We start from the raw sequence: 14,108 nt of genomic DNA, 5'->3' as shown, positions 1-14,108 counted from the left end.
AGAGAAGGAGATAGAGATAGAGAGTGAAAACACGTAACTAAAAGTGCGGATAAAAGTTACAACCAAAAGTGCGACAAAAAGTTACACTTTCCCGTTTGTTTTTCTTTACTTTGCGAAAACTACGTTTTCCCCCTTTCCTTTCCTTATCAGTAACTAACTCATTCCCTTAGTGCATTTTACATCGAGGTCTTTGTGCTTATGTCTACCGAAATCACGAATAAATCGAGAGCTAAACGAGCGGTCAATCCGAATAGCTTAAAGAACCTTAAACCATTTACAAAGGGTAATCATGCCTCTGCCGGCAGACCGAAGAAACAAGATTGTCTTATTGGCTGCATTAAAGAGGAATTAGAACGGATTACAGCTAATGGCCGGACTAATGAACAGCTAATTGCCGATGCCTTGACCCGTAAAGCGATAAGCGGGGACTTAAAAGCCATTGAAATACTAATGAGCTATACGACACCGAAACCAGCACAGGCGGTTGACCTGGGCTCTAATGCTGATAAGCCTTTAATCATCAGGATAATCGAAGATGGCAATAACTCTTAAAGATGAGTACAAGGTACATTTAAGGTCCAGCAAAGAACATCCGCAGCAAGACTTACTGATTAACTCCACTAAGAAACGCCTTATAGCCAAAGCAGGGCGGCGTTTCGGCAAAACAGTTGGTGCTGCTAAGAAAGCAGTTAAAGCCTTTCTTAAAGGGAAACGGGTCCTGTATGCAGCTCCCACTATCCAGCAGGTAGACGCCTTCTGGTTTGAAGTCTGCAAGGCACTGCGTGAACCCATAGAGGCCGGGGTCTACAAGAAGAACGAATCCGACCACAGCATAACACTATCCGGCACTAAGCAAAGCATTAAAGCCAAGACCGCCTGGAACGCTGACACCTTACGCGGTGACTTCGCCGATCTGTTAATTCTGGATGAGTTTCAACTAATGGCGGAGGATGCATGGAACGAAGTCGGCGCACCAATGTTACTGGATAACAACGGGGATGCGGTCTTTATCTTCACGCCCCCGTCTTTACTGTCTCAGGGTACTTCTAAAGCCCGGGACCCGCGCCATGCTTCGAAGATGTTTAAGAAAGCACTCGAAGATACTACCGGACTGTGGGAAGCAATACACGGCAGCTCCCATGATAACCCCTTTATCTCTCAGGAAGCGTTGACCATTATCACTCAGGATATGAGTCTTGACGCTTACCGGCGGGAGATTATGGCCGAAGATGACGAAATAGAAACGTCCTGGCTAGTCTATTCGAAGTTTAATGAGCGCATCTGTAAGATTAACCGTTTTCCCATCCCGGCTAACTGGCTGATTTACTCCGGGCATGACTTTGGGAGTGCTAACCCGGCAGCACTATTCATCGCACAAGACCCGGGAACGGGTAACTTCTACTGCTACAAAGAGTATGCCCCGGGTGGTGGTCTATCCGCGGCACAGCACGTAGACAACTTCAAGGAATTTACTAAGGGCTACAACGTCATCAAGCGGGTAGGCGGCAACCAGACCACAGAAGAAGAAATCCGACAGGCGTACACGGCACACGGTTGGCCTATCATCGCTCCTAAACTGGCAAAGGTCAACGCCCAGCTAGACCGTGTTATCGGACTGATGGAGCTAAACAAGCTCTTTATCTTCTCCGATATGACGGGGCTACTCACCATGATAGCGAACTGTATGTGGGAGTTAGACCAGGACAATAAGCCGACTAACAAGGTCAAAGACGAAGCCCGTTTTCATTACCTTGCTGCGCTTCGTTACATCGGCTCAGACTTCACCCCGGAGACAGTAAAGAGCGGTACATCATCCCGTGTCAATTACGTAGAAAATACATCCCGTGTTAGTTATCGGAGATAAATATGGAAATAATGCAATTAGTTGACGATAAGATAAAAGAGCTTAACGGGTTATATGTTCGTATGGATAAGACCAAAGAGAGGCTAGAGAATCCCTACGAGCTAAAAGACTATGACGGCAAGACCATCTCCAAAGCCATTAGTGTGACTCTCAATATGCCCAGATGGCAGGCGAACGTCATGGCCGACAAGCTACTCAAACTGCAATGGCAGACGGTAGTTCAGTCCAGTAGCAAGTTACCCAAAACTAAAATATCCGCTATTGAGCAATTCAGCGACGATGTATGGTCACAGATAGACGAGTTCTTGAGTGAGCAAAGAGGACTAACCGGGGGACTGGATACATGGAACGCCAAGAAGGTAGTTACGCGGGGCCCTATCGGAGCAAGATGGTGGTTATATTACGATAAAGACGATAATTTAATCATAGATTGCCAGCCCCTTGATATGAGATGGTGTCCCTTCGAGCTTAACGAGTGGTACTGCAACATCACTTACCGCGATGCTGAATCCCTCAAGTTAGAATACCAAGACCAGGAAGGCTTCAGTGTTGGAGGATTAGGGGGGAATGACTTAGAGGTACGAGACTGCTGGAACGGGGACAAAGAAGAAATCTATGTGGCTAAAAAGAAAATCGGGGAGAAGCCGAATCCCTTTAAGGTAGCTCCTTTTGTCGTGGTCATGACTTCAGCCGGTTTTCAGTTCCGGGACAAAGGTTATTTAGAGCATGAATCAGAATCTTTCGACTGGCTGGACAGGGACCTGTACGACGAAGCCAACCGCAGCGCGTCCATAGCGCAGAGTCTGGCTATGGATTCTCTGTTAGGTGGATTTGAGCAAGAGAGAGCCAACCCCAGTGACCCCGCGGTCAAACCACCGGCGCCGGATGAATCAATCAATGTCGGTATCGGTGAAACACATCACAGGATAGAACGGGGCGACCTGAACAACGCCTATATGAAAGCCTCACAGGAGATAACTCAGGCCATTAGTAGAGGCGGCGTAACAGATACCGAAGCGGGGAACAACGAGCAGGGACGTACAGCGTTATGGGTAACAACGCAAAACGCCTTACTGGTAGAAAAGCTCAAGCCGTGGCAGGATTCGCTAGCTGACTTCCGGCAGAAATCCATGAGAATGATAATTGACCAGTATATAAAACTGGGCAAGATAAAGAAGTCCAAAGAGATAGACTTCGGTATACGCGGTATGAAACACCGCTATTCTGCCGAGCAGTTAGGCGACCCGTCAACCTACCGGATAACCTATGTCCCCATGCTTAATTCCCAGGAGCAGAATATCGCTAACGTAGCTATTGCCAATGCCCAGAGAGGGCTATTACCACAGCGATTCATTCTACAGGACACACTACAGGTACAAGACCCGGACGGCATGATACGAGAATTAGAGATGGAGAAAGCCAAACAAGCCGACCCCACTATTGGAATGTTGGACATGGCCTTGAGTTATGCCGAGGAAGCACAGGAACTAACGGGCATAGATGCGGATATTAAGAACGAAATGAGCCGCATCTTAACGGAAAACGTAGTGGTGATGCGCAGACAAAGGCGTATGGCCATGATGCCACAACCAACGCCCAAAGAAGAAGCCAAGCCCAATATGCAGGGGTTAATGGCCTTGACCGGGGATAGGGGCGGAGTATCCAAAGTAACGGCCACTACGGAGGCGAAGTAATGGCGAAGAAGTGGAATAAAGAATCAGTTTTACGCTGTGTCAGAGAGGACAAGCTGCCGGCGGAGTTAGACGGCATTGTCAAACCCAAAGTAGACCCGCGTACTGTACTGAGTAAATTATTAGGGCGTAATCAAACAGGGGTGTAGTTTGAATAAAGACTTTAAGTTATTCCAGTCAGAGTTTAAGAAGTGGCAACAGAAATTCGGATTAACTGGATATAAAGTCTATTTCGAGTATACACCGCTAAAAGGTTGCTTCGCTCAGTATGAATTAGACCAATACAACATGGTGGCTACTGTACGACTGAATAGTGATGATAAAAATAACCCTGACAAGCACGTAGCATTAAGCGCAAAACATGAGGCGATACATCTTCTCATTGGTAAATTAGACCATTTATCTCGCAGCAGATATATCCAACCTGAAGAAACGGATGAGGCCGTTGAAGAACTGGTATTCAAACTTGAGGAATTAATACGCTAATGGCTAAAGTAGCTGATTTATTAAGACAATACGGCACCAGTCTGGAAGATACCAAGGAACTGGTCAAACAGTTACCCGATGCTTTCAAAGCTGAACAACAGCAGCTAATGAAACCCCGGAAGCTGACCAGTAAAGAGGCCGCGGAATATGGTATTGATATAGAGCCGGACTGGATGGTTAATATTATTCCCGACGTCGAAACTGATGGCGGTTATAAATTGAATTTCGTTACCCCTGACGGCTGGACGATAAACGAAGACAACACGCTGCTATCTCCTGAGGGCGTGTCATATACCCGTGAACAACTACAGCAGATGGAAGACCAGGCGCTTACTGTCTCTGATACCATGTCCAGTATTAATCGTTTGTCAGCACCAGAGTTGACTGCTACTGACTTGCGTCTTATTCAGGGTTTGGAAGAAGCTAATGCACAAGACAATATTCATGTTCAGCAGTTACGGGAGCAACTAAAAGCGGAATCTCCACAACTGTATGACATTCTGGTGAACCAGGGTTATGAGGCATTCCAGCAGGCTTATGCTGAATCACTACCGCAATATGAAGCTCCGCTTACCGATGCTGATATAGAGATAATGACTGCGGATTATAAGCGGATAAAACAGGCACTAGCCCCGATTTACAGTCCTGAGATGTACGGTGAGGATATAACCGGACTCTTGGAACAGATAGATGCCGACCCGGAAAAGTTTCTCGGTGAAATATTGAGCATCGGGCGTAATGACGATACTGAAAACCTGATAACTACTCTCTTCCCCGAGATAACTAATGAGCAATTGGACGAGTTGTGGAAAGTCCCCGACGTGACTGATATAGCCAAGCAGAATTATATGCAAACGGCTATAGATTATGCTGGCAATCTCATCAAAAATCCTAAAAATATCCTCACTGATTACAAGGGCTACTTTAATGTAATTAAGGCTACTTTTGGTGTGGCCGGAGCTTATTTGAATAAATACGTTGACAGGCCGTGGGAGTCCGCTTTGGTAGCAGGGCAAGCGGCGGCTAAATCTGTTTTTGGAATTAACGATGATGCTGACAGATATGCGATGACGAGGATTTTAGAAATATCGCAAAAGTATGGTGTGGCCGGTTTTTATATAGCTCAAGACTCTGCCACTTTGTGGGATGAGTATTTGGAGAAAACTAACCCGTATCAGAAATGGACATTAAAAGTTGGTCAATATACTAATCCTGTTTACATGATACCCATCGGTGGGGCTTTCGGCCTGGGGGCTAAAATCACTAGCAGGATACCGGTAATCGGCAAGGTGGCGGAAAGAACGGCTGCCGGAGCTATCGCGATTGAAAGTGGACTGGCTAAACCGCTTGAGTTGGGCGTTATTGGAGTGCAGAAGATAGGGGCTAAACTCAGCGAAAAAGCCGTGCAGAAGATACTTTCCAACTCTAAGGTAGTCGAGAACGCCTTAAAGTTGCCCGACCATGAGACTATCATCAAGAGCGTACTGGTAGATAACTGGCAGAAAAAAGCCCTGCAAGGTATCTCTAAACTACCGGGCGGGAAATCCGGTATTGAGAAAGTGCTGGGCTATCGTGTTCTTATCAACAAAGAATCGCAGATGGTTGAGGATGTGGTAGGGCGTGCCGCTATCGGCTATAACGAGATTTTAAGACGCGGTTACAATGTGGCCGGAGCCAAATACCAGGAGTTATTATCTCTCGACCGCAATATTACCAGAACTTTAGGATTCGGTACCGGGAAAGAATCGGAACGGGTATTCAGCAAGAGCATGGTTGATAGGCTACTACCTGAATATGCCGGAACCAAAGAGGCCGGAACTTTAGAGCACGTCTTCACTCATCCCGAAGCGTACAACTGGGACGGTATGGGACGGCTTGTTTTCGACCCGGTAAGCAATAGTTATGTGTCTTCCTCACTGGCCTATGTTACCAGAGTCCATGAAATCAACAAGACTATTCTGGCATTAACAGAGCTTGAGGGTGTGGCACCGAAGACCATTACCGACGACTGGATTCATCGTGTAGTGCTGGGGCAGGAAACACCTGAAGGGGAGATTATCAAGAACGCCAAGACAACTGACTATCTCAAACACAGACGCATGGAGACTATGTATGACGGTATGCAGTTGGGTGTTATCTACGACCCCCATATTGAAAAGTCCATTATGGACTATATCAGAACAGCTTACCGCCATATAGCCGATGCCAGAACAACGGCTTATGTAAATAAATATTCGATTGACCTTCAGGCTCGTATGCTGGAACGCTACCCTAATCTGTTTGAAAAAGCGGTACTGGACGAAGGTAAGATACCGGCTAAAGGCTGGCTTCAGGATGCCGATGGCAACTGGTGGATACCCAAATCCGAGATATCCCAGGATATGCTCAAGGATATTACCGACTTCAACAAAGCGGTGCAGAGGGCTATCCGTGGGGAAAAATTAACCGAGACAACATTCAAGTCTGTGGAAAGAAACTTCCCTGAACTGGCTGAGAGATTACGCAGGTATGCTGACCCTGACTATGTGCCGACACGAGTGCCGCTAGATAGCGCACAATACGTTAATAAACCTGTTACTGAAGGTGTCTGGACTTTCGATATGCCTCCGGTGGAGGGCATATCGAAACTATCTGGCAAGGTAGTAAAACCGCAGGGAACGCCTACCGACAGACTCAGGCAGTTGGGCGCCGAGTTAGAAGCTGATGTCAATATCGCTAAGAAGCGTATCGCTGGAATGGTTGATGAAGATATTGCTTTTGGTAGAGCTGCCCTTGATGATGCCAAGAAACTACTCGGTAAACAGAATACGCTAATCAATAATGTCGAGAAGGGTATCGACGTAGCCGACGATGAAATAGCTCGACTTACCGATGAAGTCACCAGTCTCAATGATTGGATTAAGTATAACGAATGGCTGGGAGAAACCAATAGAGCGGGATTAAGAGAGCTATCCCAAGACCTGAAAGAGATTATCAAGGATAGACGTAATGTATTTACTCAGGCAACCGCAGCCAAAGCCAGGGCATGGGAGAGGGTAAAACAACCTGGTATCGGCGAAGGCAATGTGATGTTTCCCTTCGGTGCTCGTGGTAAAGTCTGGTCACAGGAATGGATAGACAGCTTTAATAAGTTCTTCGGGCATGACAAGGGCAGTAGCGTACTAAAGGTTACGGCTGATATTAACTCCGTATTGAGAATCACCAAGGCGGCGGCTGACTTTTCGGGCCCGTTAATTCAGGGTCTTCCTTCGCTCGGTTTGGCTCATGCTTATTTGCTGGTTAATCCCAGAGTAGGGGCTAAACTCATGGGCGCATGGGCGAAGACCTACCTGTGGCATATCGGGACATTCTTTGACCCCGGAATACTCTACCGCTACATCGGAAAGAATCAATCCAGCGTCATTCAAAGAATCAATGCGGGCGGCTCTAATCGTGTGGTGGACTGGATTAATGTCTCGGAACTGAAAGGCGGTGTCGGCGGATTATTTGAAAAGGGAGTATCGAAATTGCCCTTACAGCCTTTCCAGAGATTCGAGACTTCCTGGCTGTGTGCCGGTGAAATGATACGTGATGAATTCTGGAAGATACTGGCTCCTAAAGCTATCAAGAACGGCAAGGAATTCCAGTTAGCACGTCATCTTGACCTGATTACCGGTATTACCGATGCCAAGTCTCTGGGAGTACCGTTGACTGTAAGACAGTTGGAGCAGTCCTTTATCTGGTTTGCTCCCAACTATACCCGGGCCTGTATGACCGTACTGGCTGACATCTTCAGAGGCGGTTATACCGGCGGCATGGCGAGAAAAGCTATTGCGGGTATGGCCACTGCCGGAGCTGCTTACTTCTCCGCTTTCAACTACGGCAAGGCGGTACTGGAAGGCAAGACAGGTGATGAAGCTTTGGAAGCGGTACAAAACGGCTTTGGAGTAATTACCGACCCGATTAACGGCGAGACCGACTGGAACGGCAGCCAGTTTATGAAGGCGCAGATAGGGAACGCTAACTTCAAGCTGGGCGGCTTCTGGATGGGTCTTACCTCACTGGCTAATGTCATTGATAGATATATCGAGAGCAACGGCGAAAACGCTCCGGTGGACTTTGTAACCATGATGAAGACCGGACAGGGTTCATGGTATGCGCCGTATATCAACTGGTGGTTCAAGAGAAGCGCGCCATTCGTTGGTACCGCTTTAGAAATGGCGACCAACAAAGACTTTATGGGCTACCCCATTTCCACTGATGAGAACGGCAACCCTACAGACTGGGCGTGGGAGAATCCCGAAGCCTTCGCCAAATACACCGCAACCAAGTTTGAACCTATGTGGATGGAACAGGGCATAAACTGGATGATCCCCGGCATGGCTAAAGACAACGAAATACCGGAGACCATGCTGGATAAAATCTTGCTGCCGATAACTCAGATTCTGGGTATGAATGCTTATGTCAGTGGGGCATGGACGAAAGCCTATGACCAGGCGCAGGTCTATATTGACCGCCTGCCTCAGGACGTGCTGGCAAAGCACTTCACACCTGAAGAGATGCCGAAGATACTGGAAGCGCAAGGCAAGGGCAAATTGACTTACGGTATGCTGCCGCGGTCATTGAAAGATTATCTCCTGCAGACCTACCCTGAATTCAAAGAGAAGTACGACGAAGCTCAGATAGATTCTAATCTCCGTAACGCTCCTGATTACCAGAGATGGCAGACTGGTACTACGGAGAACAGAGACGCTTATTATGAGCAGGTCAATAGTATACTAGAGCGTGTCCGCAATGGGGAACTGACTACCACTGAGATGTCGGAAAAGCTGAGTGACGCGGCTAAAAGGTATTCCATTACTGCAGATGTACTTGACGAACAGAATCAGGAAATCATTGACGCTATCGAAGCCAGCCAGGAAAAACGCAAAGAGAAGTACGATTGGAATGCCGACAAGATTCAGGCCGATTATGACGCTGTAGTGTTTGGTGATTATACCAAAGCTAACGGTGATATGGACTGGGACGCTAAAGACGCTGCCGTTCAGGGCTTTATTGATAAGTACGGCCAAGATACCTACGAGCGCATAAGGGAAGCCTACAATAACAAAAAACTGACTAACGGTATGGACGCCGCTTACATCCGCCGTGCTGATGATATAGATAAGCTGGGGCGAGGTTACTGGAACTTGCCTTACCAGTCGTACAAGGACATGAAACAGGATGATATAGACAACGGCGAAGTACCAGCCGATATGATTCCTCTCTGGCAGGAATACCAGAAGCTCAAGACGGACAAAGAGCGTGAGGCTTTTATTGAAGCTCATCCCGAATTCGGTAAAGATTGGCGCAGGGAATACCGAGCGGCTCATCCTGAAGATGATGCCAGACTTGCTATATGGGGATACGGCGGCAGGGTACAGACCAGAGAAGCCTACGGGTTAGTTGAGAAGTGGGCGCGGGAACTTAATATACCATTGGAACAAATGGGTTTAGGCTTACCACCACGCAACTTGATAGACCCGTACTTCGGGTATAACGACCTTGTTAATAAATACAAATCCAGTAGTGCTGAGGCAAAGTTATTCCGGTTGGAGAATCCTGAATGGGAAGCATGGGGAGAGGAAAACTGGGGCTGGCAACCGATTGACGACAATATCAACGCTCTAAAAATCTCGAGCAAGTGGCGGGACCTTGACGACCAGTACGATGCTTTCGGCAAACGTGACTCAGCAAACTATATTGAGGACGATAAAGCACGGTTAAAAGCCCGCGCTGATTTCTTATCTGCTAATCCTCAGTATGCCGATGATAGATACCGGCGTGAAGCCTACTCTAAAAACTCTCCGGAGAATGTAGTCAGCCAGTACGTGGATTACGGACACATTATTAAAGACTACCATTCCGGAAGCTCCGAAGCTATCTTATTCCGTATCCAACATCCCGAATTGAATGACTGGGCCACCAGCGAAGATACTTTTAACTGGACTCCGATGGACAAAGATATTAAGGTGCCGGTACTGGAAATCAATGTCAAGTGGGATACCGAAGATAAAGAATATCTAGCTTTTGGTGACAGGCAGTCTGAGTCCTATATCGTGGACGATAAACTGAGAGAGCAAGCCAGAGCGAAATATCTTGAATCTAATCCCGACTATGCCGTTGATAGAATCAAGCGGGACGGCTATCAACTGGGCGTCTCTGAGGTCATGCTGGATAAGTGGGCGAATTACAATCAGTTGCCCAGTTATGGTTATTGGAAAGAACGCTTCCGCAAAGAGAACGCCGACTTTGACGCGGAAGTAATCCGTCTGCAAAAAGACAAAGGTGGTAGTGTCTGGGCTACCTTAGACACCGGCAAGATACCGGCTAAAGAATACGACCAGATTTACGAGCAATACAAAGATTGGTTCGACCGCTACGATAATGCCCCCGGAAGTGAAGAACAGCGGGCGGAGCTGCGCAAGTCAATGCTGCAGTCCAACCCGAAGTTCAAGGACGCCTATTATCGCAGACAGGCTTATGGGGAGATATTCCCCGACAGGTTCATTGAAAACTATGTCGAGTATTACAGCAAGTTATCCTCTTCCGGCTATGAACGGGAGCGGTATCTAAAAGACAATCCTGAGTTCTACACTCTCATCAAGGATAAGAAGGGCTGGCAAGATACCATCAAGTTTGACGAAATCCCCACGGCCCAGGTAGAGAAGCTCTACGGTATTTACCAGGAGCTGCCGACCGAAGGCAAGCAAAGAGAAGCCTACCGCAAAGAACACCCCGACCTTGATGATTGGTTGGTAAATTATGCTCCTGCCTCAATTAGGGTTTTACCCCTTGACCACGTGCACAAAAAGAATGACGCTACCACATTCATTGAAGGTATGGAGTCAGACTATCAAGCAGCGCAGGATGCCTTAAAGAAATCAGGATTAAGATAGGAGGATACATGGAACCAAAGAATCCCACTATGTTACGAGGCAAGGATACCGTGATGTATTCGGTAGAACCGGATAAAGAGGGTACACCCCGCATTGTTGAGCATCGTCTCCCCTGGGACAAGAATAACAAATATTCGGCTCCCAAATTCCAGAAACTGGAGGCAAGGGGTTATACCTTTGACCGGCCAGTTTTGGAAGTCTCCGGTGTCCCGATACTGAGTGTCCCGCAGTCCAGCGTAGCGGTACTGGACAACCCGGAACTTACCTGTACCGTATGCGGTAAGACCTGTGAAAGTAAACTCGGTCTTACCGGACACATGAGAAGTCACAAAACCTAATAACTGAATAGCAACACGGGATGCAAGAAGCCTCTGGAATTTTTAACAGGGGCTTTTTCATTATACAGGAGGATTTATTCATGGGCGAAAACGATAACGTCAATCAGGGCGATAAAACCTCTGAGGGACAAAACGCAAGTACCTCAACAAACGAGAACCCCACTTTTACCACAGATCAGGTGAACAAGATGGTTTCTAAAGCTCGTAGCGACGCTTTAGCCGAAGTAGGCCGACTGAGAAAAGCTACAGAAGATGCCATTAAATCGGCACAGATGGCTTCTCAACGGCTACAGAAAATGGAAGAAGCACAATTACGGGCGGAAGAAGAATCGGCTAAAGATGACCCGGCTAAGTTATCGGCACTTCAACTAAGACGACAGGCACAGCAACGGGCAGCCGAAGTCGAAGCGGAAAAGCAGAAACTGGAAGCGGAACGCAGCGAAATTCTAACCCAGAGACAGGAAATCCGGGAACACCGCGCAGAGAAACTGGCGGAGAAGTACAGCGTAGATACTAACGTGCTTCTTAAATACGGCGGCGAATCCAAAGATGCAATGGAAGAACTGGCTAAGAGTTTCGGAGAGCGTAAGCCAGGCGAATCAATGGCTACACGAACCGTCACGGCACCGGATAGTGGTAGGACAAAGGGTGGTAGTAGTGGATTGACAGTGGAGCAAGTAAAGAAGATGTCACCCCAGGAACTCAACCAACATCAATCTGAAATTGCGAAAATGTCTTTTTAAGCACTCCTGAAATAATACTTTTAATGGAGGATTACTATGGCTTGGCCTGCTACTAGACAACCAACCGATGCTTTAACCGGGGAATTAGTACCCCAGATATGGAGTTCTAAGGTCCTTGACCATACCCGCAGGGGATTGGTAGCCGAACAAGTCGTTAGCACCGAATGGGGTGCGTTAATGACTATGGGCGATTATATCTATATTCCCGTGATGACCGAACTCACCGGCGCAGCCGTTGACCCCAGTTCTGACGGCGTATTGACTAACCTCAATACATCCGTTACCACTTCCAATACGGCCATTACCGTTGACGTATGGTGGGAAGTCCCGGTCTCAATGGATGACAGCGTAAAGCGTCAGACACAGGTCTCCGGTCTGCTGGAGAAATTAGCCGACAATGCCGCTTATGCCTGGAAGAAAAAGCTCGATGGCGACACCTGCGCTTTGTTCTCTAGTCTGACTTCCACCTGGCGCGGCAGTGACGGACAGACTTTCACCGATGACCTTTTACTGAGCATCATGGAAGGTCTGGACGAGGCTGACATTCCGGCTGACAGGTCTTGCGTGGGCGACCCGTCAATGGTTGCTGATATGAGGAAGATTGACAAGTTCATGACTTTCGACTACAGCACTAACCCCCTGCGTATCGCCGGTTATCGCGGACGCATTGACGCTTACGATCTGCCGGTCTTTGTCACCAACAACCTGACCGCAGCCACCACCGGCAACTATGGCGCGGTACTGCACAGAGAGGCTATCGGACTGGCGGTACAGTCCCCGATGGATGTCGAGACCTGGCGCGAACCGCGCCGGCACGCTGACGTCATCAACACTTCCGGCTTTTACGGCGTGGACGTTATCCGCGCTACTTTCGGAGCCTACTTCTATACCCGCAAATCTTAGTGAGGTGATAAATGCCCTTATATCTTTATATCTGTGATAAATGCCAAACCGAACAAGAGGTTATTCAGGGACTTAACGCGGCCTCTCCGCTTTGCTGCGGTGACAGTATGCGTAAACTTCCCACAATGCCCTCTAAAATCGAGATTAAGGGCATACACTCCGCAGGGTATAAACGGGACTACGCCAAAGATTACCGGCGTAGACATGACGATTACGTAGATAAACACAGAAAGTCGTAGGCGATATGCCGTTCCAATGCGACTCTAAATAATTAAGGATGAAGGAGTTTTAACATGAGTGACCAGGTAAAAGTAGCCCGTCAACTGGTATTTACGGGTGATGCCGCGCAAGAACCCAATATTGAGGGCAATTTGAATCCGGTAAAGAAGTTCGTTAGTTATGACTTCACAGAATTAGCCCTCGATGCCACTAATAAATATACCAACTACATTGATACTACATCTGCGGTAGCGTTAGCTTCCGGTGGGGTAACTCTCACTACGGCGGCTACTGATACCAAGACCTGCTCGATGTCGGCTGGTGGTATCTGGTGGTATCCGGCCAAGAATCCGGTAGTAGAAATGCGCTTCCAGTTAGATGTTGTAACCACAGTCGCTATTAATGTCGGATTCAGTGACGCGGTTAGTGAAGGTAGCGGTGCTTTGCCCTTTACTATCAGTGGCACAACCGTAACTGATACCGCTACCAATGCCGCGATGTTCTGCTTCGATACCAACCAGACCACGAAATACTGGTACATCGTAAATACCAAAGCCAATACAGAAGGTGGAACAATACTGCCATCTTCCTGCGCCCCCGTGGCGGCTACCGATGTGGTATTGCGCGTGGCCTTAGATAGTAGCGGTAATGCCCGTTACTACTATAACGGTGTTGAAGTGGGCTATAAGGCTAGTGCCACAACGTCCACTACTCCGTTAGTCGGATACTTCGGTATCCGCAACAACACAGCAACTGCACATATCGCAACACTCAAGTACATTCGGTACTGGTGTGATATGTAACAACCTGCGGAATTTTAACGCAGGTTCACTTGTAAGGTAAGAGGAGGAAAACTTACAATGTCTGATTTCCAGAATAACAATAGCGTGGCTGTAGCCGCACGGACTACCGCCAATAGAGATGTAGTAACTCTTGATAGTTATTAC

At 47.7% G+C, this 14,108-nt stretch carries 8 protein-coding genes; all 8 read left to right on the top strand.

Annotated elements, in window-relative coordinates; genetic code table 11:
- Positions 1 to 198 precede the first annotated feature (198 nt).
- The 8 genes from WC639_04685 (at position 199) to WC639_04650 (ending at position 13,964) form a co-directional block, all read left to right on the top strand.
- Positions 199 to 552 carry a hypothetical protein gene (locus WC639_04685; GenBank protein ID MFA6307072.1) on the top strand — a complete coding sequence of 118 codons (354 nt, stop codon included), beginning with the start codon at positions 199 to 201 and terminating at the stop codon, positions 550 to 552.
- The gene (locus WC639_04680) at positions 536 to 1,864 is read left to right on the top strand and encodes a hypothetical protein (GenBank protein ID MFA6307071.1); all 1,329 of its coding nucleotides are present in this window, start codon (positions 536 to 538) and stop codon (positions 1,862 to 1,864) included. Before WC639_04685 ends, WC639_04680 begins: the two co-directional genes overlap by 17 nt.
- A gap of 2 nt (positions 1,865 to 1,866) precedes the next feature.
- The gene (locus tag WC639_04675) at positions 1,867 to 3,558 is read left to right on the top strand and encodes a hypothetical protein (protein MFA6307070.1); all 1,692 of its coding nucleotides are present in this window, start codon (positions 1,867 to 1,869) and stop codon (positions 3,556 to 3,558) included.
- Positions 3,559 to 3,705: 147 nt separating this feature from the next.
- On the top strand, positions 3,706 to 4,041 hold the full coding sequence (locus tag WC639_04670) for a hypothetical protein (protein ID MFA6307069.1): 336 nt from the start codon (positions 3,706 to 3,708) through the stop codon (positions 4,039 to 4,041).
- Positions 4,041 to 10,958, top strand: a complete 6,918-nt coding sequence (locus WC639_04665) for a hypothetical protein (protein ID MFA6307068.1) — start codon at positions 4,041 to 4,043, stop codon at positions 10,956 to 10,958. The genes WC639_04670 and WC639_04665 overlap by 1 nt, the downstream gene beginning before the upstream one ends.
- Before the next feature lie 358 nt (positions 10,959 to 11,316).
- A complete protein-coding gene (locus tag WC639_04660) occupies positions 11,317 to 12,039 on the top strand; it encodes a hypothetical protein (GenBank protein MFA6307067.1) in 723 nt (240 codons plus the stop codon).
- Positions 12,040 to 12,222: 183 nt separating this feature from the next.
- Entirely contained in the window at positions 12,223 to 12,942 is a 720-nt protein-coding gene (locus WC639_04655; GenBank protein ID MFA6307066.1) for a hypothetical protein, read from the top strand.
- 293 nt (positions 12,943 to 13,235) lie between these two features.
- Positions 13,236 to 13,964 (top strand): hypothetical protein, encoded by a 729-nt coding sequence (locus WC639_04650; GenBank protein MFA6307065.1) that lies wholly within the window; start codon positions 13,236 to 13,238, stop codon positions 13,962 to 13,964.
- The last annotated feature ends 144 nt before the right edge of the window (positions 13,965 to 14,108 follow it).

The sequence above is a fragment of the Patescibacteria group bacterium genome, from assembly GCA_041662965.1.
GTDB lineage: Bacteria > Patescibacteriota > Patescibacteriia > Patescibacteriales > GWC2-42-12 > JACPHD01.
This window is presented reverse-complemented; position numbering and strand designations above follow the sequence as displayed.

What these genes read in the sequence shown, in the direction of transcription:
- WC639_04675 (MFA6307070.1), top strand. Translation starts at nt 1,867, where the DNA reads ATGGAAATAATGCAATTAGTTGACGATAAGATAAAAGAGCTTAACGGG.
- WC639_04650 (MFA6307065.1), top strand. Translation starts at nt 13,236, where the DNA reads ATGAGTGACCAGGTAAAAGTAGCCCGTCAACTGGTATTTACGGGTGAT.
- WC639_04660 (MFA6307067.1), top strand. Translation starts at nt 11,317, where the DNA reads ATGCAAGAAGCCTCTGGAATTTTTAACAGGGGCTTTTTCATTATACAG.
- WC639_04655 (MFA6307066.1), top strand. Translation starts at nt 12,223, where the DNA reads ATGGGCGATTATATCTATATTCCCGTGATGACCGAACTCACCGGCGCA.
- WC639_04665 (MFA6307068.1), top strand. Translation starts at nt 4,041, where the DNA reads ATGGCTAAAGTAGCTGATTTATTAAGACAATACGGCACCAGTCTGGAA.
- WC639_04685 (MFA6307072.1), top strand. Translation starts at nt 199, where the DNA reads ATGTCTACCGAAATCACGAATAAATCGAGAGCTAAACGAGCGGTCAAT.
- WC639_04680 (MFA6307071.1), top strand. Translation starts at nt 536, where the DNA reads ATGGCAATAACTCTTAAAGATGAGTACAAGGTACATTTAAGGTCCAGC.